An 18,655-nucleotide genomic window follows, 5' to 3' on the forward strand; every position below is an offset into this window, starting at 1 on the left:
TCAGCCTCCTTTCGTAAATATCGTATCAGAAAGAGACAAGGCTTGGGTGATTTTAATGGCCAGAAACGCAGATACAGCTGCTTTTATCAAATCACCAGGCACATATGCAAGGCTCATGAAGGCGGCCTGTGACAAATCAATATGCATGATAAAAGCTTGTACTGGTATACCGAGCAGATAAATAAAGATGATGCCGAATACAATATGAGTGAAAAAGAGACGCAATACAGTCACCTTTCGCAGTCTGGAAATAGCTAAACTGATCAGCCATGAGGCGAAGGGATAAGCGATCAAAAAGCCCGCGCTCGGCCCGAAAAAAACGCCAAACCCGCCTCGTCCGCCGGGCAAAAGCGGCGCTCCGAAGGCAACGAGCAGCAAAAAGGCAAGCTGGCTTAAGAAAGCAGACTTAGGCTTGAGGATGCTGCCTGCCAGCATCACACCAAGCGTTTGTAATGTAATCGGAACGGGTGTAAAAGATAAGAAGAGAGGGGGCATAAAGCCAAGCACTGCCATCAGTGCGGTAAAAATGGCAATATGCATCATGTCTATTAATCTCAGCATGTGAAATCCTCCAAACAGTAATAAAATATGGTTATACAATAAATGCAGACAATTATTATGTCAACTTATTTTTAATTTTAGTTAACATACTAAACATGAAAAAACCGGCTGCATGGCATGCCGGTTTTTGATGTTTATTCTTCTGTCAGAATGACAAGCGAATCAACAGATGCTGCCACGTGAGAAACGGCGCGGCTGACTTCCTGAAGCCCTCCAAGAAAGGCCTGCAAATCGACGTCGATTTTGCCTGATTGCTCTTTGCTGATTTTCATGCTGTGGACGATTTCATCGAATAAGCGGTTAATTTGTGTCATTTTTTCTTTGCTCTCGCTGACTAGCCCATTCACGTCTTTGATATGCTTTGAGACGATGTTGATTTGTGTATTCGTATTGTTCACAAGCTCAGACACGGTAGAGACGGTTTTTTTCGTGTCCTCAGAAAGCTTACGCACTTCGTTTGCCACTACGGCGAAGCCTTTGCCGTGTTCGCCGGCGCGGGCAGATTCAATAGAAGCATTGAGTGAGAGGAGGTTTGTTTGTTCAGCAATGCCTGTGACGATGCCGAAGATTTTTTCAATTTGCTGTGCGATTTCATCCAGCTTCACCATTTCCTTTTCGATTTGGACAAGGCTTGTGTCAATTTTGTTCATCTGTTTTTGCTGGATTTCAAGCTCTTTTTTCCCGCCGATAGACTTTTCTTCAACAGTGCTGGATGTCACTGTGCCGGCTTTGGATGCTTCGGAAATGCCTTCGGATTTGTCCACAAGCTCTTGAACAGATCTGCTCGTTTCTGAAAACAGATTGGCAATCGACCCGGAGGTTTCTTGAATTTTCTGATGAAGAAGGTTTTTCTTTTCCTCTTGTTCATCGCGGGTTTGGTTGTACTCGCTTTGAAACGCTTCAAGGACAAGCTGCTGTTCTAAGTTCAAGATTTTAGTTGTCGCTTTAATAGCTTTCAGCAGTTCTTGGTGATTTGTAATAGATGTCTCGTAAATGTCAATCATGGACAGAAGCAATTCTTGAAACGCGCCCATGTACCATTTTGGCAGGAGGCCGATTCTTAAATGAATGGAGGCGATTTTGTTTCGCTTTTCAATGAATTCATCATCGATAACGCCTGCAAACATTTCCTGAATATGCCGTTTTAACGTTTGTTTTAAGCGGTCAACTGAGCTGTGGTCATTAATGATGTCCATCAATGAGCTTTCGTGGTCAAGGTTTTTATAGAACGCATCGACGATGTATACGATGTTTTCTTGAATTAATGGCTGAAGCTGCTCTAAAACGTAAAGCTCGGCATCTCCTAATCTGACCATTTTGAGCTGTTTTTTGACATCTGCATGTTTGTTTGTGAGCTGAATGCGGTTTTTTTGCTGTCCGTTTGAATCAGAAAAATAAGCTGTTTCTTGTTTTCTATCTTTTTTAAATAACAATACAGTGATCCCCCTTGGGAAAAATATAATTTTTACTTTTTGGCTTTTTAAGCCTTTTTCTTTTTTATCGGTCAAGGGGAACATGAATGAAGATACAGATGAAAAATATTTATAAAAACCGTTCATTAAAATGAACGGTTTAATTGAGGTCTATTTGTTTTAATGGTTTAATGGCTGGGCCCTCCACAACTTCTCCGGTTGGCTTAAAGCGTGACCCATGGCACGGGCAATCCCACGTATGCTCGCCGTCGTTCCACTCGACCTCGCAGCCTAAATGGGTGCACGTCGTATCGACGAGATGGAGGCAGCCTGTTTCATCTCTGAATGCTCCCGCACGTCTGCCGTTAATGGTGACGGCTTTTCCTTCACCCGGCGCGATCTCTTCAAATTGGACGTCAGGCTTTTCAAGCTTGCCTTTAATGAAATGCTTGGCGACATCGGCATTGTAAGAAATCACTTTCTGCAGTCCGGGGTTCAGATGGAAACGGGACGGCGTGAAAATGCTTTCGTATGGATTGTCTTTTTTCTCCACAAGGTCTGACAATAGAGTGGCCGCGACAGCTGATGATGTCATGCCCCATTTTTTGAACCCGGTCGCTACAAGAATATTGTCCTCATTTTCCGACATAGGCCCGATAAACGGAATTTTGTCGATTGTGACAAGATCCTGGGTGGACCAATAATATGGGATGCTTTCGATGCCGATCGTGCTTTCTGCAGCTTTTCTCAGTGATTCGTAATGTGTCGACATGTCTTTTCCCTGGCCGGTTTTATGGCCTTCTCCGCTGAAGAGAATCAGTTTTTCTCCGTTTACAAGGGTATAGCGGAGCGCCACTGACGGCTGATCGATACTCAAATACATGCCCTCGGGATATTCGATCTTCGGCTTGATGGCGAGGACATAGGATCTGTCAGCGTACATTCTCGTTGCATATAATCCGCCTCCGTCATAAAAAGGGAAGTGGGAGCAGCATATGATAAAGCGGCTCTTAATGGCGTGTCGGGTTTTTGTAATGACTTCAGGCCTTTCTCCTTTTTTGATATCAAGCGCAACTGTGTCTTCAAAAATCCGTCCGCCTTTTTGAACAATCTGCTCCAGAAGCGCTTTTAAGTATTGCAGCGGATGAAATTGGGCTTGATTCTTCATGACAAGCGCCAGCTTAGAACCTAAGGGAACCGGAAGATCCTTGATAAGGTCTCTTTCAATTCCAAGCTTTGTATATGCCTCATGCTCAGTGCGGATTTTTTGCACAGCGTTTTCATTTGCTGTGTAGAGATAAGCGTCTTGTTCGGTCCATTCGCAATTAATTTGATGTTCATCAACAATTCCTTTTATGTAATCAACTGCGTTTTGATTTGCTTCATAATAAAGCCTCGCGTGGTTCAACCCGAAATTGCGGATAAATTCATCGTAAATCATGTCGTGCTGTGCCGTAATTTTAGCGGTTGTATGGGCAGTGGTGCCGTTGAGGACCTGATTTGCTTCAATCAAGACGACACGGAAGCCTCTTTTCGTGAGTTCATATGCCGTTGTGATTCCCGTAATCCCGCCCCCGATAATGGTGACATCACATTCAGTATCCTCTTGAAGCGCCGGAAAAGAAGGCAGGTCAGTCGATGTTTTCCAGTATGTTTCGGGTGCTTCCTTTGCAAAATATGGATTAGCCAAGCCATTATACCTCCAATCAGATTTATTCTTAATTTTTCCATATTCTATCTTTTCATACATAGGAAGCAGGCATTGTTCATAACATAGTAGGGTTGAAAAGGAGTGATTTCATTGGCGAATCAAAAAAAGAAAACATTGCCGCCTCAGCATCAGAACCAGCAGCCGGGCTTTGAATATCTCATGGATCCCCGTCCGGTTTTTGATAAGCCGAAGAAAGCGAAAAAATTAGAGGGCAAAACCGCTATTATTACTGGAGGAGACAGCGGGATCGGACGTGCTGTATCGGTGTTATTCGCAAAAGAAGGGGCTAATGTGGTCATTGTATATTTGAATGAGCATCAGGACGCCGAGGAAACAAAGCAGTATGTAGAAAAGGAAGGGGTAAAATGCCTGCTGATTGCAGGAGATGTCGGAGATGAAGCGTTTTGTAATAATGTGGTCATGCAGGCAAGCCAAGCATTTCCGTCGATTGATATATTGGTTAACAATGCAGCTGAGCAGCATGTCCAGCCCGGCATTGAAAAAATCACAAGCCACCAGCTGATCAGAACTTTTCAAACGAACATTTTCTCCATGTTTTACTTAACAAAGGCGGTGCTGCCTCATTTAAAAAAGGGAAGCTCTATCATTAATACCGCTTCAATTACCGCCTATAAAGGGAATAAAACGCTGATCGATTACTCAGCGACAAAAGGAGCGATCGTTACGTTTACAAGATCACTTTCCCAGTCGCTTGTTCAGCAGGGCATACGGGTCAATGCAGTAGCGCCGGGCCCCATTTGGACACCGCTTATCCCGGCCAGCTTTGCCGCAAAGGATGTGGAAGTGTTTGGGTCAGATGTGCCGATGGAACGCCCGGGACAGCCGGTGGAAGTGGCGCCAAGCTATTTATACCTTGCGAGTGACGATTCCACATATGTCACAGGACAGACGATTCACGTTAATGGCGGAACAATTGTAAATGGGTAATAAAAAGCCAATCCTTGAGGATTGGCTTATTCGCTCTGCTTGAGCGCTGCATATTCTTTAGAGAGCGTAAGAAACGCATCTTTATCTTTTTCGTCCAAGGCTTTGTTGATTTGGTCCGTCAGCATGGCAAGCCGACGCTTATACAAGGATTCATCGAGCACCATTTGAATGTAGACATCCGTCATTGTGACATCAAATTCTTTTGTTTTTTGCGTGTTGCGGGACTTCATGAGCTCAGTGTACGATTTTTTCTCTTTCATAAAGAATCCCCCCAATGCCTTTTTTATAGTATATGGATATAAGTCGAAAAAATCAATAAATTTTTATAATTTTTAGACAACTAATACTTGGCAATCTATCGACATATCCTGCAAAATGCCGTAAACCGGAAGATCATAAGAAGGTAAAATCGGTTTATTACTAGTTGTTTAGTACCAATAAGTATCATTAAAAGATGATTTTAGCTTATTTGTTAAAAAAACCTGTCGTTTTATAAAAACAGATGATAGATTATTAGTATAAATTTTGCAGAAAAAGGATGGAGGCCATAATATGAGTCAGAAAACTGACGCACCTTTAGAATCGTATGAAGTAAACAACGCAACAATTGCCGTGCTGCCAGAAGAAATCGACGGCAAAATCTATTCCAAAATTATTGAAAAAGACTGCGTGTTTTACGTCAGCATGAAGCCGCTGCAAATTGTCGATAGAAGCTGCCGGTTTTTCGGATCAAGCTATGCGGGAAGAAAAGCGGGAACTTATGAAGTGACAAAAATTTCACACAAACCGCCGATCATGGTGGACCCTTCGAACCAAATCTTTTTATTCCCTACACTTTCTTCGACAAGACCCCAATGCGGCTGGATTTCCCATGTGCATGTGAAAGAATTCAAACCGACTGAATTCGACGATACGGAAGTGACGTTTTCGAACGGCAAAACGATGGAGCTGCCGATCTCCTGCAATTCGTTCGAAAACCAGGTTTACCGGACAGCATGGCTCAGAACCAAATTCCAGGACAGAATCGAACACCGCGTGCCGAAAAGGCAGGAATTTATGCTGTACCCGAAGGAAGAGCGGACGAAGATGATTTATGATTTTATTTTGCGTGAGCTCGGGGAGCGGTATTAGAAAATAGAAAGGAGCTGACCGAACAGGGCAGCTCCTTCTCCTGCTTTAGGCCGTCGGAATTCCGCCGGTGATGCCGTATACCTGGGATGTCACATAGCTTGAATTCTCTGAAGCTAAAAATACATAAACATCTGCCAATTCTGCTGGCTGTCCAGCGCGGTTTAGCGGTGATGGCGGCGTGCCCTGGCCGAATTTCGGGATGTTTTCCGTCGGCTGTCCGCCGGAAATCTGCAGCGGCGTCCAAATTGGCCCAGGTGCAACTGAATTCACTCTGATGCCTTTGGAAGCCAGCTGTTTTCCCAGTCCGACGGTAAAGCCGATAATGGCGTTTTTCGTTGCTGCGTAATCTAACAGCATCGGGCTTGGATTATAGCCTTCTACTGAGGTGGTGGTAATAATCGACGCGCCTTCCGGCAACAACGGAAGAGCCGCTTTTACAACCCAATAAAGGGAAAAGACGTTCACTTCAAATGTTTTATAGATTTGTTCAGTAGGCAGATCTTCAATGTTTTCGACCGCTTGCTGTTTGCCGGCAACCAGCGCCAACACATCCAGTCCGCCGAGTTCCTGATGCGCCTGTTTGACTAGGTCCTGGCAAAAGGGTTCGTCGCTTAAGTCTCCGGGGATCAGCACTGCTTTTCGCCCTTCTGCTTCTATCAGTTCCTTCACTTCTTCAGCATCAGGCTGTTCCGCAGGCAAGTAGTTAATGGCTACATCGGCGCCTTCCCGGGCGTAAGCAATCGCGGCAGCGCGGCCGATACCGGAATCGCCGCCGGTGACAAGCGCTTTTCGGCCGGTGAGTTTACCCGATCCTTTGTAGCTTTTTTCTCCGCAATCCGGCACCGGCTTCATGTTCTGCTGCAGGCCGGGCGGTTCTTGATATTGTTCAGGAAATTCATCATGAAAAAATGCTGTTAAAGGATTGCTAAGATTTGAATCAGACATCGTCAACGCTCCTTTTCTGTTTGGTGTACATTCGTATGTGTACCCCTGAGCATATGGAGAGAAACATGTTTTGGCAGTTTGAACGCTGAAAGACAAGGAAAAACCAGCCCTTCTTCCATATTTATCTTGTAAAATAGGACTGGATGAATTATGATAAAATCCAGCTATAAAACAACTAAATATTGGATAAGAGGGGAGTATATCGTCATGAAAAAAGCGGCGGCGGTCTTGCTGTCACTCGGTCTCGTTTTCGGTTTTTCATACGGGGCAGACCATGTGGCGGAAGCCAAAACAAAGGTGAAGGTCTATAAGAACTGCAAGGAGTTAAATAAAGTATACAAAGGCGGGGTGGCCCGCACGTCGAAGGTGAAAAACAAAGGCGGAAAAACGAAGTACAAGCCTTACGTCTCCAAGGCTCTTTATGATGCCAATAAAAAGAAAGACCGCGATAAAGATTATATCGCCTGTGAACGCTAAACAAGAAAAAGCAATCTGATGTCCAGATTGCTTTTTTTATGCTTATGCCGCCTGATCGGCCGCAGCGCTTTTTGCTTTTCTGGTCATAAGGCTGATTGCCATCATGACCGTGATGTTCAAAAGCAAGGCGACTATGCCGACATTTAAATCTTTTGCGGCTTGCGGCAGCGCCGGAAATAAAGTGCCGATTGTTGTTTCCGTCAATGTAATATAAGAAACGGCTCCGACACCTGTAATAATGCCTGCGAATGCTCCCTGCTTCGTCACTATATGATGCTTGAACAGGCTGAACAGAAGGGCCGGGAATAATTGTGTAACCAGGCTGTAGCCCATCAATAGCAGCGTAACGATGGTATTCCCGCCTTTAAAGGTAAAGTACACCGAAATCAGCGCGAACACCGGCACTAAAAACTTAGCAAGCGCCGATACTTGCTTATCTGTCGTGCGGGGAGCGAACACTTTGTACACATTTTTTGCAAACAGCGTGGAGGCTGACATTAAGATCATAGATCCCGGCACAAGCGCCGTCAGCAGTCCGGCAGCGCCGACGATCCCGACAAACCAAGGATCAAATGTTTGCAGTGACAGTCTCAAAAGTGACAGATCTCCATCTGCGCCTTTCAAACCTGGAACTTGCAGGATAGCCGCAAAGCCGACGAAAAGGACGAAGAGCAGGACCAGCTGGTATAAAGGCATGATAATGGCGTTTTTGCGAAAGACTTTTGGGTTTTCGGCTGAATACGAAGCGGAAAACGTATGAGGCCACATGTAAAAACCAAGCGCTGTCAAGAGCACGGTTGAACTGAACCACGCTGCACTTTGTCCCGTATCGGGAAGCGTAAGAAAGCCCGGCTTTGCCGTTTCAATCTGCTGAAACATGTCTTGAAATCCGCCGTAGTAATGAATCGGCAAATACACACCTAAAAACAGAACGACAACCAAAATCATGATGTCTTTCACAACCGATATCCAGGCAGACCCGTGAATGCCGGATACCATAACGTAAACCGTGATGGAAATGGCGCCGATCCAGATGGCGGCGGCCGGAGAAATTTTGCCGTACGATGTTTCCGATACAATCAGCCCGAGGCCTTTCAGCTGCAGCACAAGATACGGAATGAGCGCTGCGATGCCCACCAGTGAAACGAGCACGCCAAGCAGCGGACTGTTATATTTTTTAGTGAAAAAATCAGACTGCGACATCAGCTTATGATGTTTCGCGTACGTCCAAACTGCCGGAAGTAGCCAATAAGAAAGGATATAGGCCAGACAGCCGTACGCGATGATGTAAAAGGCCGGTCCGCCTTTCCCGTAGGCCCAGCCGCTTCCGCCGAGAAACGTAAATGTGGTATAAATTTCGCCTGCCATCAATAAGAAGACAAACACGGTTCCGAAGCCGCGGCCTCCGACCGTCCACTGCTCAAGGTTCATGTCTTTTCCTTTTTGGGCGCGTATACCGAGAAAAATGCTCAAGAGCAGGACGCCAAAAATGATCATGAGAGCTGCGTTCATTCTGCTCCCTCCTTTTTATTTTCGTTGTCGAGGACATACACAAGCGCCATCAACGCAGAGGTTAAAAGAGCCCACAGCACGATATAAGCAAGAATAAACGGCATGCCGAACACATAGGGAGTCACTTTATTTGCAAAAGGGATGCCGAGTAAAATTCCGATAAAGGGCAAAGCGGCGAGAACGTGAATCAGTTTCATAAAATCCTCCTTCGATTTAGGGTGGGGTGTGCAGCGCACTGAAAATGATGTCGCAGATATGACAGTACATGTCATTTTTTGGGGTGAAAAGGCTGTGGTTCGAATTATAAATAAATTTATTTTGTTTGTATAGTGTGAATTATCTGATATTTATTGTTGGAATCGCCCGAAGAGGGGAGCGGGCAGTCTTGGAAGAGCGCAGAATGATCCAAAAGACTCATGGCCTGTCAGGGGCAAATAGATAGAACGTTAATAATTCGCTGACCTGCTCCCGGATTCGAGGATTAAAATAGCGGTGCTTTTCTTCATAACCATCGATCACAAATACATAAAGCGTAAAGGCCTCATCGCGTTCCGCCTCGTGGATCGCAATTTTTCTTTTCCTCAGTTCTTTTCTGACTTCAATCAAATCCTTTTGTGCTATTTTTAATGATTCGCTGATAAGCTGTTTATAAGGATGCTTCAATTTTAATGTGCTTTGCTCAATTCCGGCGAGATCACGATTAAAAATTGTAATTGCCATGGGCAAAAAGAGAGCCCGTTCAATTAATTCGTATATTTCCTCCTGCAAATTCGGCATTGCTGACTCCTTCTTTCTAACGGGAACGTTTGTTCTATATGTATTCTATATCGGCTGGTGAAATGTTTCAAGACAGAAAAAATCGCCAAAACTTTTTAGTTTTTTGCTGATAATGTGTAGAATAAGGATAGACAAACCCGGTAAGGAGTATAAATGTTGGAGCATTTTTTATCCTATTTTACACAAGAACATTTAACTGAATTATTTCAAAGCTATAGGGCTTTCGGTCCGCTCATAGCTGTGCTGCTGCCTTTAGTTGAAGCATTTCTTCCGTTTTTGCCGCTGATCGTGTTTGTGGTGGCGAATACGAACTCGTTTGGCCTGTGGGAAGGATTCATCCTGTCTTGGGCGGGATCAACTGCTGGATCTATTCTCGTATTTTTGATTGTCCGTCAATACGGACAGAGAAGATTGCTTGGATTTATCCGCAGTCATCCGTCGGTCAGAAAGCTGATGTTATGGGTGGAACGGCACGGCTTCGGTCCTGTGTTTCTTCTGCTTTGTTTTCCGTTTACACCGTCAGCCGCGGTGAATGTTGTTGCCGGTTTGTCAAGGATCGGAACGCGGCCGTTTATTTTGGCGGCTGCCTCGGGAAAGCTTGTCATGATTTTTATGATCAGCTTCATCGGATATGATCTGCACGCGCTGATCACACAGCCGATTCGAACGGTCATCGCCGTATTGGTGATCGCTGTCTTATGGTATGTCGGCAAAAAGGTGGAGCGGTACCTGCATGTGAGAGCTAGTCAGCGTGAGCATGATGGAGGGAGACAGTAACATGAAAAAACGGTTTTGGTTTCTTGCCGGTGTAGTGTCCGTCGTTCTCGCCATTCAGGTTAAAAATGCCGTCTTTATTGATTATAAAGTGGAAGGCGTCAGCATGAACCCGACCTTTCAGGAAGGGAACGAACTGTTGGTCAATAAATTTTCGCATCGATTTAAAACCATCCATCGTTTTGATATTGTCCTTTTTAAAGGCCCTGATCAAAAAGTGCTGATTAAGCGGGTAATCGGCCTGCCCGGTGAATCGATCAAATATAAAGATGATCAGCTGTATGTGAACGGAAAGCAGGTTGCTGAACCATTTTTGAAGCAATTGAAATCAGTTTCCGCCGGAAGCCATGTAACAGGTGATTTTACGTTGAAAGATGTGACAGGAACAAGCAAGGTGCCGAAAGGTCAATATTTTGTCGTTGGAGATAATCGCATATACAGCTTCGACAGCCGGCACTTTGGTCCAATTAGAGAAAAAAATATAGTCGGTGTGATTTCCGATGCTGAACAAAAAGACGCCAATTGAAGCGGCGTCTTTTTTTGTGCTGGTTTGGAAAAATGTGTTGAAGAAAAAATTGTAAGGAGTTATAATCATAATTGTTACGTGTGTAACAAAAAATATTTTATTTTTGGTTTTTCTTTTATTTTTAGTGGTTTTCATTAGTTTTATATGAAACAAAAGGAGTGATTTAGATGAATGTTGAAGCAGTGATTATAGGGGGAGGGCCGGTCGGATTTATGCTGGCTTCCGAGCTTGCGATGGCTGGAGTGAAAACATATGTGATTGAGCGGCTTGAAAAGCCTGTTCCGCATTCCAAGGCGCTGACGCTGCATCCCCGCACGCTGGAGCTTCTTGAGATGAGAGGGCTGCTGGAACGTTTCGTATCCAAGGGAACCAAGATACCTTCCGGACACTTTTCGATGCTGGATACCCGTCTTGATTTTTCAGGCTTGGATACGGGCTGTCCTTACACGCTTTTGCTTCCGCAGGCCAAAACAGAGCAGCTGCTTGAGGAACATGCACGAAGCTTGGGGGCAGAGGTGTTTCGCGGGGCAGAGGTGCTGGCGGTTACGCAAAACGAAGCAGAGGCGCAAACGATTTTCAAGGATCGGGACGGCAGTGTGCGGACGATCACAAGCATGTTTGCCGTTGGTGCCGATGGAGCAGGAAGTACTGTCCGGAAACAGGCTCGAATTGAGTTTCCGGGAACAGACAGCACCATTACAGCAGCGCTTGGAGATGTGGCGCTCCTTTCTCCGCCGCCGTCAGGCGTGCTGTCCCTTTGCACAAAAGAGGGGGGTGTCATGATCGTGCCGCTTTCTCCGGACCGATACCGTGTAGTCGTGATCAGCCCTTATCGCACGCAGACGCCGAAAGATGTGCCTGTCACTGAGGAGGAGCTAAAAACTGATCTCATACGAATTTGCGGGACTGACTTCGGTTTAACCGAGCCTTCCTGGATGTCACGGTTCGGGAACGCCGCACGCCAAGCGAAGCGGTACCGCAACGGCAGAATCTTCCTTGCAGGGGATGCGGCGCATATTCATTTTCCAGCGGGCGGCCAAGGGCTGAATGTCGGCCTTCAGGATGCGATGAATCTTGGATGGAAGCTGGCGGCGGCCGTCAAGGGCGCTGCGCCTTCATGGCTTTTAGACAGCTATCATGAGGAGCGGCACCCGGCTGCAGAAGGGCTCCTGAGGAACACGGAGGCGCAGACAAAACTGATTGATTTCACTCAAGCAGGCCTCCATTTGCGGAGTATGATGTCGGAGCTGCTTGCCTATCCTGAAGTGAATCGATATGTAGCGGGGCAAATTTCTGCGCTCGATGTCAGGTATGAAGCTGATCCAGATATGCCGCCGCATCGCTTGAACGGGTCAAGGCTCCCTGATATGGAGCTGATTCTTTCCGACGGCAGTTCGGAACGGCTGTACAGCTGTCTCCAAAATGGGACATTCGTTTTGCTGTCATTGATGCAAGAAGCTGATGAGCATAGCCGATTGAAAGGCTTGTGTACGGTAACCGCCTCGCTTGCAGAACCGAATGAAGAGTTAAGGGACGTGCATACAATATTAATTCGCCCTGACGGACATGTTGCCTGGGCCGTGGATGCATCGGCGCCTGATTGTGCCGAGTTGATTCAAAAAGGGATTAGCCGCTGGCTTTCCGTCACCAGCCGGGTGTAAGGTAATTCGATTGTTTCATCTGTAACAAAACGGTATGATAGAAGAAACAATCGAATGAAAAAGGATGGAAAACCCGATGAACACAGACCATACGAAACGCAATCTTTTTGAATTGTATGCGGAGCTCATTCATCAGCAGGAGAAATGGGAGGGGCTCATTAAAGCCTTTTTGGCTGACGAATTGAAGAAGCTTGATGCCGAGCACGGGAGTAAATCTCAATTGTCGATGACAGAAATTCATGTTCTATCCTGTGTCGGGGACAATGAACTAATCAATGTCACGTCTATAGCAGAAAAAATGAATACGACAAAAGCGACTGTATCACGCATCAGCACAAAATTGCTCGGCGCAGGTTTCCTTCATAGAACTCAGCTCAGCGATAACAAAAAGGAGGTCTACTTCCGACTGACGCCGGCTGGGAAAAAACTTCACAATTTGCATAAATATTATCATCAGAAGGTCGAACAGCGTTTTCTGTCATTTTTTGACCGTTATACAGAGGAAGAGATTCTTTTTGCGGAACGGCTGTTTCGGGATTTGGTGACAAAATGGTATCCGTCGTCAGAAGAAATGGAAGATGGTCTTCACAACGTATTTAAATAAAAAACACGCACTGAGGTGCGTGTTTTTCACGTTTCTTCTTTCTTTTTCAGGATGGTAAGGTAAATCAGATTTCCTCCGGCTAAAATCGTAAGCGGCAGTCCAGGGGAGCCGGATGTCACCACATTATAAATCAGCCAGATTCCTAAGCATATTCCATAATATAAGTGCATTGTTTTCTCGGGATTGCTGCGCAGCAAAAGAGTCACTCCTTCCCCATCTGCTGTAAGTGTACCATGGGAGGATTGTTTTTCCAATTAGGCATTGCTGCCGCTGATCGAGCTTTCTTTGTCTTTTTTTTCACCATGAAGATGGTGAAGCAGACGATAAAACGGCGGCAACAGGGCAATGACAAGGATGACGCGTATGACCTGAACCGCGACGACAAAGGTGGAATCGGCATGCAAGGTAACAGATGTCGTCGCCATTTCTGCAATGCCGCCGGGGGCAAATGCCAGAACAGAAGTGATGAGCGAGATGCCTGTCAGCTTGGAAACGATCAAGGCGCTCAAAAACATAGCCGCGATTAAACCGACGGATGAGACAAAACCGACGATGATAACACGGGTGACGCCGGAAAACATGCTTTTATACATCTTAGAGCCGATCGTAGCCCCGAGAAATACTTGCGATACGTGGTTAGCTTGTGACGGCCACCAAGCCATCATGTCGTGTCCCGTCACCGCAGCTCCGCCAACGTGGACAAGTGCCACACCGAGCATACTGCCGAGCAGCCATGGAGCCGGGAACTTTAAACGTTTCGCAGCTTTACAAGCTCCCCAGGCAGCGAGAATAAGAACGGCGGTCCACAGAACGGGAGCAAGCCTAAAATCTGCCGTTGCTGAGGAAAGCGTTTCTGCTGCGGCACTTGCGGAAGAATCTTGTTTTGTATAGATCAGGATGACCAAAAATGGAATGGATAGCACCACGAGCAGCACCCGCATCATTTGAACGAGGCTGACAATGGCGGTATTGGCGCCGACCTCTTGCGCGATGCTCGGCATGGCGGACAGTCCGCCGGGAGCTGTACCGACAAAGCTTGTCATCATATCCGTTTTGCTGAAACGCCAAAGCACATATCCTGACAGCAAGGCCAGCAGTATAGACAATATCAGCATAACGCCGACTGAAAACCAATGGTCTTTAAGGACAGAGAGAACGGATAAGTTCAGCTTTTGGCCCAATTCGATGCCGAGGATCATCTGTCCGAGGGCGAGCCATCGGCGGCTAATTCCTTTTTGGTCTGGCGCCATCATGAGCCATGCCGGACGTATCATGGCGAGGCAGCAGGCGACAATCAGCGTTCCGATCATCCATCCAATCGACATTCCGGTTAATGAAAGAATAAACCCCCCGGCTGCACTGATTGCGATAAACCATAGATCTTTGAGGAGATTTTCGTCTTTCTTCAATGTAAAACCCTTCTTCCTTTTCACGTAACACTCCAATTGTTCACGTAGTGAATGTATTATTACTATAGTATATTTTCGTTGATAAAGAAATTATGAATTATTTTCTATTAACCATTCATTTTTCTTATGACCTTGTATTCGAGTCTTTCTATTGTGTAAGTCAGGCATAAACCTGTTGCAAGCAGACACGCGGCAAGGGAGTAAAAAATCACTTCTCCGCCAAACGATGTCAGGATCAGCCCTCCTGCCAGGGGCCCGATTGAGCGGGAGATATCCCAATGCAGGCCGTATACCGCATAAAACCGGCCGAGCAGATGGGGCGGTGCCAATTTCGAAATGAAGGTCTGGATGTGAGTTAATCCGATGCTTTCGCCAACCGTCATCACCGCTGCCGTCACTAAAAGCATTGTCAGGGAGGCTGAGCATGCAAAGCCGGCAGCCGCAAGGGAGTAGCAGATGTAAGTAATGAAAAGGATTGTTTTCATTGAAAGCTTTTCTGTCCCTTTTACAAGAGGAACTTGGAGAACAAAGCTGAATAAAGCTTTTGCCGCCGAGTAGATCGTCAGTATTGACAGATAATCAGAAAACATGTTTTTGCTGAAGAGCCTGTATGTTGTTTCTGTTTGCGCGTATAACATGCTGATGGGGAGAGAAAGCAGCAACAGAAGCAGTACAGGCCTGTATATCGTAAAGCTTGCGGACATTTCCGGTGTAACAGCTGGCTTTAGCGGCTTTGTTTCTGGCAGTTTCAGTGCAGCGATCAGAAAGTAGGTAAACAATGCCGCGGTATCTAAAGCGAATATCCACACGGGATTATAATTGTAGAGCAGCATTCCCACTAGCGGCCCTGCCGTCAGGCCCGCCGAATAGATCGCATTGATGACCGCAAACACTTCCGAACGTTTGCTTTCCGGCGTACTTTCGGCAATTTGGGCGCGGGAAGCAGGTATGTACAACGATCTCCCGATGCCATTCATGACGTAGAGAATGGCGAAAAAATACGCATGCTCGGCAAACACAAACCCCGTCATGGCAGCTGATTGCAGAAGCAATGCGATCAGAATCGCTGTGCGCCGCCCGAGCTGGTCCGTCACTCGTCCCGCAACGAGCGTCAAGCAAATATCAGCTAATGGCTGAAGACTGATGATAAGCATCGGAATCATGACACTGCCGTTTAATTGTTCATGCAGATACAGCACCATGAAAGGACCCATCATTGCACCTGTCAGGCTTGTCAGCATTTCTCCGAAAAAGCGGAGCCAAACGGGAGCAGTGTATCTCGATTTTATAGATTGAAAGCTGGTCAACATGTGATCGCCGCCTTTCGCTGTTTGGTATAGTAGTAGTGTATAGAAGAGGCGGCGGCCCAAAAAGTGAAGAAAAGAAGAGAAAAAGATTCCCCTTTTGTCGGGAGGTGCGGGGATTGAAGCTGATTGAGCACTACGTGGCACTCGTAAAAACAGGAAGCGCTGCGTTTGGGCAAATGAACGAAATGACGCTCACTGAAATGGCTGACAGTTTATTTTGTACAGAAAGAAATGCAAAGCTCATATTACATAAGCTGGAGAACAAGAATTGGATTATCCGGGAAAGCGGGGCGGGGCGCGGCCGTAAATCGAAAATCGCGTTTCTTCGCCAGCCGGAGGAGCTGCTTCTTCAAACTGCCAAGGAATATACAATGGCTGGAAAGCTTATAAAGGCAAAGGAACTGCTTCAGCAGTATCAATCCGCGTTTCCGGGGCTTCAAAACGAATATGACATGTGGTTTTCTGAGGTATTCGGCTTTGTGACAGAGACCGGCTGGGATGGAGAAAAGGATGTGCTCCGGCTGTTCATCACCCCTGGAGCTGTCAGCAGTTTGGACCCGTGCCAGATATTTTTGCGGTCTGAGGGGCACTTCGTCAAACAGATATTTGATACATTGCTTACATTAGATCCGGCTGTGCAGGAGCCGAAGCCTCATTTGGTTCATGGATGGGAAGAGGCGGGGAAAAAACGATGGAGATTTTTTCTTCGAAAGGGAGTGTCTTTTCATAACGGACAGCCGCTGACGGCGCGGGATGTTGCATTTACGTTTCAACGCTTTTTGGCACAGGCTGACAACCCGTATAAATGGCTGTTACACGGAGTGAAGCAAGTCTTAGAAAATGGCCCTTATTGTGTGGATCTCATACTCGATAAGCCAAATGAGCTATTGCCGTATGTTCTTTGTGATGAACGGCTGTCCATTCTGCCGGCGAAACAGGGCGGCGGGATCAATGGATCAGGGCCTTTTCGGGTGATTCAGCATCACCGCCAGATGCTGGTGCTTGAAGCCAATGAACACTACTTCAAAGGGCGGCCCTTTTTGGATCGCGTTGAGTTTGTGTTTTCGGAACAAGCCGGAGAGATGAACGGTTTTACCATTCAAGAAAAACAAACATGTCCTGAGCAGCAAATTGTTTTTGATGAAAGGCATGTTCAGTATTTGTCGCTCAATCTGAAAAAGAAGGGGCCTCTTCAGCACCGAAGCTTTAGAAAAGCGCTCCGCCTGCTGATTTCCTCTCAACGTCTTGTTCGTGAAGCGGGAGGGCACCGCAGAATCCCGGTTACGTCTTTTTTGCATCCGAATCTTTTAGATTGGGGCGGCGTTTCACCTTCTGAATTGCTGAAGCAAAGCGGGTACGAGGGAGAAACGCTGGTGCTGTATACCTTTTCGGAAACGGATCATCGTGAGGACGCCGAGTGGATTCAAAATGTTTGCGCCCAACAAGGTATCAGGCTAGAACTTCAATTCTGTGACCCTGCTGATCTGAGCCGGCCCGAAATCGTGCAAATGGCGGATATCATTCATGACAGTGCGACGTTTTATCAAGACAGTGAGTTTGGTTTTCTGCATTTGCTGCTGTCGCAGAACAGTTTTTTGAGTCAACACCTATCTGAAAAGCTGGAACAGATATGCTCAGGAATGTCAGAACGCATTTTTTCGACGCCTGACCGCTGTTCGAGAATCAATATGCTGCGGGATATTGACTGCCAGCTTATACAGGAGTTCAATGCGATTCCGCTGTATCAAAATGTGCTGCAGGTGACATCAAGTGAGAATGTGAAAGGACTGATGCTTGATGAAGAGGGGTGGATTGATTTGTACTCCGTGTGGCTGTCCAAATGAAAAAGAGGGTTCTTTTTTTTGAACCCTCTCCGTCCTTTATGACGCTTCCATGCTGCGGCATTGTTCAGCGCAGGCAAAGCAGGACTTCGCACATGCCTGGCAATGATCGTGGTCATGCTTTTCGCATTCAGTGCCGCACGCTTCACAAATATCGGCGCAAAGTGCGCAGATTTCTTTCATGAACGGGCTGTCTGTTTGCATGGCTTTGACTGCCAGCGCGCAAATATCCGCGCATTCCCTGTCAAGCCGGATACAGCCGCTGAGATCGTGATACGCGTTTTCTTCCAGGCATTTTGTAAAACAATGATTACAAGCCTCCATACAATCAATGCAAGCCTCAATACAAGCTTCTGAATTTTGCTCCATGGTTGATCCCCCTGTGTGGCAGTGTATAGTTTTATGTTTCCCGGCTTTATTTGAAAAAAACAGGTGAGTGCGTTTTTGGGTGAGGGGATATGTGGGTATTCACTGTGCAGGTATATTTAACGTTTCATCAAGAAGTATAGAAACCAGACAGCGTGATTTTGTTCATCACGGGCGGCGCGCGTAAAGATGCCTTTCGCTTTTAAGTTTGGGGTTTCCTCGGCCGCACGCAAGTAAAAGTCGGCTGTTTCTTGTTCATCTTTAAAAGCGGCGTCCAGCCCTCTCGTGAAAGTGTCCGGGCATTCCTCCGTCTGTTTTGGCATGATGTGTTTGCCGGTAATGGCACCGTACAGTGTGGAAAATTCACGGAGGTGGCGCATTTCGTCACGCCTGATTTCTTCAATCTGTTTTCTGACTCCATCGCGGCAGGTAAGTTCGGCAAGCTTGCGATAGCATTGAATCGCGCTGAATTCTCCGTTAATGGCCTTTTTTAAATTCCGAATCAAAACAGGATCTTCCCGGTATGGCGCCGGATAGGGGTAGTAGCTGTAATACACGAGGGGTCAACTCCATTCCTAGGAATTGGGTTTTCGTAAAAGTATATGTAGGGCGGGGAGACATGTGCGGAGAAATTCAGCTTTTTATATGCGAAAAGGCCGTTTTTACCAATAGATCAGATTGGTCATTTTCGTC

The 18,655-nt window shown here is 46.4% G+C and carries 21 protein-coding genes and 1 pseudogene; 8 read left to right on the top strand and 14 right to left on the bottom strand.

The window, feature by feature from the left end; genetic code table 11:
- The 4 genes and pseudogenes from M1M80_RS05900 to M1M80_RS05910 all read right to left on the bottom strand — a co-directional run bounded on the left by M1M80_RS05900 (window position 1) and on the right by M1M80_RS05910 (window position 3,663).
- Window positions 1–561 (bottom strand): biotin transporter BioY, encoded by a 561-nt coding sequence (locus M1M80_RS05900; protein WP_060398315.1) that lies wholly within the window; start codon window positions 559–561, stop codon window positions 1–3.
- A 134-nt stretch (window positions 562–695) separates the two neighbouring features.
- Entirely contained in the window at window positions 696–1,211 is a 516-nt protein-coding gene (locus tag M1M80_RS21660) for a methyl-accepting chemotaxis protein (RefSeq protein ID WP_373695039.1), read from the bottom strand.
- Window positions 1,212–1,451: 240 nt separating this feature from the next.
- Window positions 1,452–2,120, bottom strand: a pseudogene (locus M1M80_RS21665) (protoglobin domain-containing protein); the annotation flags it as partial.
- A 13-nt stretch (window positions 2,121–2,133) separates the two neighbouring features.
- The gene (locus M1M80_RS05910; RefSeq protein WP_060398317.1) at window positions 2,134–3,663 is read right to left on the bottom strand and encodes an FAD-dependent oxidoreductase; all 1,530 of its coding nucleotides are present in this window, start codon (window positions 3,661–3,663) and stop codon (window positions 2,134–2,136) included.
- 111 nt (window positions 3,664–3,774) lie between these two features.
- Here M1M80_RS05910 and M1M80_RS05915 point away from each other — a divergent pair, with 111 nt between their 5' ends.
- Window positions 3,775–4,632 carry an SDR family oxidoreductase gene (locus tag M1M80_RS05915; protein ID WP_003239442.1) on the top strand — a complete coding sequence of 286 codons (858 nt, stop codon included), beginning with the start codon at window positions 3,775–3,777 and terminating at the stop codon, window positions 4,630–4,632.
- A gap of 26 nt (window positions 4,633–4,658) precedes the next feature.
- Here M1M80_RS05915 and M1M80_RS05920 read toward each other — a convergent pair whose 3' ends face one another.
- The gene (locus tag M1M80_RS05920) at window positions 4,659–4,892 is read right to left on the bottom strand and encodes an IDEAL domain-containing protein (RefSeq protein WP_003239440.1); all 234 of its coding nucleotides are present in this window, start codon (window positions 4,890–4,892) and stop codon (window positions 4,659–4,661) included.
- A gap of 292 nt (window positions 4,893–5,184) precedes the next feature.
- On the opposite strand from M1M80_RS05920, the gene comK reads away from it, so the two are divergent.
- Window positions 5,185–5,763, top strand: coding sequence for a competence transcription factor ComK (gene comK / locus M1M80_RS05925; RefSeq protein WP_060398318.1), 579 nt, complete (start codon window positions 5,185–5,187; stop codon window positions 5,761–5,763).
- Window positions 5,764–5,808: 45 nt separating this feature from the next.
- On the opposite strand, the gene M1M80_RS05930 is transcribed toward comK, so the two are convergent.
- Window positions 5,809–6,708 (bottom strand): SDR family oxidoreductase, encoded by a 900-nt coding sequence (locus M1M80_RS05930; protein WP_060398319.1) that lies wholly within the window; start codon window positions 6,706–6,708, stop codon window positions 5,809–5,811.
- A 207-nt stretch (window positions 6,709–6,915) separates the two neighbouring features.
- Between M1M80_RS05930 and M1M80_RS05935 the strand changes: the two genes are divergently transcribed.
- On the top strand, window positions 6,916–7,185 hold the full coding sequence (locus M1M80_RS05935) for an excalibur calcium-binding domain-containing protein (protein WP_019713871.1): 270 nt from the start codon (window positions 6,916–6,918) through the stop codon (window positions 7,183–7,185).
- 42 nt (window positions 7,186–7,227) lie between these two features.
- Here the strand turns inward: M1M80_RS05935 and M1M80_RS05940 are convergent, their stop codons facing one another.
- From M1M80_RS05940 to M1M80_RS05950, 3 genes are all read right to left on the bottom strand, one after another.
- Complete coding sequence (locus M1M80_RS05940; RefSeq protein ID WP_003239433.1) at window positions 7,228–8,697, bottom strand: sodium:solute symporter family protein; 1,470 nt, start codon at window positions 8,695–8,697, stop codon at window positions 7,228–7,230.
- Complete coding sequence (locus M1M80_RS05945) at window positions 8,694–8,894, bottom strand: DUF3311 domain-containing protein (protein WP_019257983.1); 201 nt, start codon at window positions 8,892–8,894, stop codon at window positions 8,694–8,696. Before M1M80_RS05945 ends, M1M80_RS05940 begins: the two co-directional genes overlap by 4 nt.
- Before the next feature lie 217 nt (window positions 8,895–9,111).
- Window positions 9,112–9,474 (bottom strand): YhjD family protein, encoded by a 363-nt coding sequence (locus M1M80_RS05950; protein WP_003239431.1) that lies wholly within the window; start codon window positions 9,472–9,474, stop codon window positions 9,112–9,114.
- Window positions 9,475–9,627: 153 nt separating this feature from the next.
- Between M1M80_RS05950 and M1M80_RS05955 the strand changes: the two genes are divergently transcribed.
- The 4 genes from M1M80_RS05955 to M1M80_RS05970 all read left to right on the top strand — a co-directional run bounded on the left by M1M80_RS05955 (window position 9,628) and on the right by M1M80_RS05970 (window position 13,039).
- A complete protein-coding gene (locus M1M80_RS05955) occupies window positions 9,628–10,251 on the top strand; it encodes a TVP38/TMEM64 family protein (protein ID WP_003239430.1) in 624 nt (207 codons plus the stop codon).
- 1 nt (window position 10,252) lies between these two features.
- Window positions 10,253–10,774, top strand: coding sequence for a signal peptidase I (gene lepB / locus M1M80_RS05960; protein ID WP_060398320.1), 522 nt, complete (start codon window positions 10,253–10,255; stop codon window positions 10,772–10,774).
- A gap of 167 nt (window positions 10,775–10,941) precedes the next feature.
- Entirely contained in the window at window positions 10,942–12,435 is a 1,494-nt protein-coding gene (locus tag M1M80_RS05965; protein ID WP_060398321.1) for a monooxygenase, read from the top strand.
- A 76-nt stretch (window positions 12,436–12,511) separates the two neighbouring features.
- On the top strand, window positions 12,512–13,039 hold the full coding sequence (locus M1M80_RS05970; protein ID WP_060398322.1) for a MarR family transcriptional regulator: 528 nt from the start codon (window positions 12,512–12,514) through the stop codon (window positions 13,037–13,039).
- Window positions 13,040–13,065: 26 nt separating this feature from the next.
- Here M1M80_RS05970 and M1M80_RS05975 read toward each other — a convergent pair whose 3' ends face one another.
- The 3 genes from M1M80_RS05975 to M1M80_RS05985 all read right to left on the bottom strand — a co-directional run bounded on the left by M1M80_RS05975 (window position 13,066) and on the right by M1M80_RS05985 (window position 15,758).
- Complete coding sequence (locus M1M80_RS05975; protein WP_154599138.1) at window positions 13,066–13,236, bottom strand: hypothetical protein; 171 nt, start codon at window positions 13,234–13,236, stop codon at window positions 13,066–13,068.
- Window positions 13,237–13,293: 57 nt separating this feature from the next.
- On the bottom strand, window positions 13,294–14,448 hold the full coding sequence (locus M1M80_RS05980) for an AbrB family transcriptional regulator (RefSeq protein ID WP_060398323.1): 1,155 nt from the start codon (window positions 14,446–14,448) through the stop codon (window positions 13,294–13,296).
- A 107-nt stretch (window positions 14,449–14,555) separates the two neighbouring features.
- Complete coding sequence (locus M1M80_RS05985; protein ID WP_060398324.1) at window positions 14,556–15,758, bottom strand: MDR family MFS transporter; 1,203 nt, start codon at window positions 15,756–15,758, stop codon at window positions 14,556–14,558.
- 113 nt (window positions 15,759–15,871) lie between these two features.
- Between M1M80_RS05985 and M1M80_RS05990 the strand changes: the two genes are divergently transcribed.
- Entirely contained in the window at window positions 15,872–17,599 is a 1,728-nt protein-coding gene (locus tag M1M80_RS05990) for an SgrR family transcriptional regulator (protein ID WP_060398325.1), read from the top strand.
- 36 nt (window positions 17,600–17,635) lie between these two features.
- Here the strand turns inward: M1M80_RS05990 and M1M80_RS05995 are convergent, their stop codons facing one another.
- Window positions 17,636–17,965 (bottom strand): four-helix bundle copper-binding protein, encoded by a 330-nt coding sequence (locus M1M80_RS05995; RefSeq protein ID WP_060398326.1) that lies wholly within the window; start codon window positions 17,963–17,965, stop codon window positions 17,636–17,638.
- Window positions 17,966–18,081: 116 nt separating this feature from the next.
- Entirely contained in the window at window positions 18,082–18,519 is a 438-nt protein-coding gene (locus M1M80_RS06000) for a ferritin family protein (protein WP_044427329.1), read from the bottom strand.
- Window positions 18,520–18,655: the final 136 nt, after the last annotated feature.

The sequence above is a fragment of the Bacillus inaquosorum genome (genome assembly GCF_023238325.1).
Lineage (GTDB): Bacteria > Bacillota > Bacilli > Bacillales > Bacillaceae > Bacillus > Bacillus inaquosorum.

Bases quoted from the DNA above. Each gene is read 5' to 3' on its own strand.
- M1M80_RS05900 (WP_060398315.1), bottom strand. From the start codon at position 561: ATGCTGAGATTAATAGACATGATGCATATTGCCATTTTTACCGCACTG.
- M1M80_RS21660 (WP_373695039.1), bottom strand. From the start codon at position 1,211: ATGAACAAAATTGACACAAGCCTTGTCCAAATCGAAAAGGAAATGGTG.
- M1M80_RS05920 (WP_003239440.1), bottom strand. From the start codon at position 4,892: ATGAAAGAGAAAAAATCGTACACTGAGCTCATGAAGTCCCGCAACACG.
- comK (WP_060398318.1), top strand. From the start codon at position 5,185: ATGAGTCAGAAAACTGACGCACCTTTAGAATCGTATGAAGTAAACAAC.
- M1M80_RS05930 (WP_060398319.1), bottom strand. From the start codon at position 6,708: ATGTCTGATTCAAATCTTAGCAATCCTTTAACAGCATTTTTTCATGAT.
- M1M80_RS05935 (WP_019713871.1), top strand. From the start codon at position 6,916: ATGAAAAAAGCGGCGGCGGTCTTGCTGTCACTCGGTCTCGTTTTCGGT.
- M1M80_RS05940 (WP_003239433.1), bottom strand. From the start codon at position 8,697: ATGAACGCAGCTCTCATGATCATTTTTGGCGTCCTGCTCTTGAGCATT.
- M1M80_RS05945 (WP_019257983.1), bottom strand. From the start codon at position 8,894: ATGAAACTGATTCACGTTCTCGCCGCTTTGCCCTTTATCGGAATTTTA.
- M1M80_RS05950 (WP_003239431.1), bottom strand. From the start codon at position 9,474: ATGCCGAATTTGCAGGAGGAAATATACGAATTAATTGAACGGGCTCTC.
- M1M80_RS05955 (WP_003239430.1), top strand. From the start codon at position 9,628: ATGTTGGAGCATTTTTTATCCTATTTTACACAAGAACATTTAACTGAA.
- lepB (WP_060398320.1), top strand. From the start codon at position 10,253: ATGAAAAAACGGTTTTGGTTTCTTGCCGGTGTAGTGTCCGTCGTTCTC.
- M1M80_RS05965 (WP_060398321.1), top strand. From the start codon at position 10,942: ATGAATGTTGAAGCAGTGATTATAGGGGGAGGGCCGGTCGGATTTATG.
- M1M80_RS05970 (WP_060398322.1), top strand. From the start codon at position 12,512: ATGAACACAGACCATACGAAACGCAATCTTTTTGAATTGTATGCGGAG.
- M1M80_RS05985 (WP_060398324.1), bottom strand. From the start codon at position 15,758: ATGTTGACCAGCTTTCAATCTATAAAATCGAGATACACTGCTCCCGTT.
- M1M80_RS05995 (WP_060398326.1), bottom strand. From the start codon at position 17,965: ATGGAGCAAAATTCAGAAGCTTGTATTGAGGCTTGCATTGATTGTATG.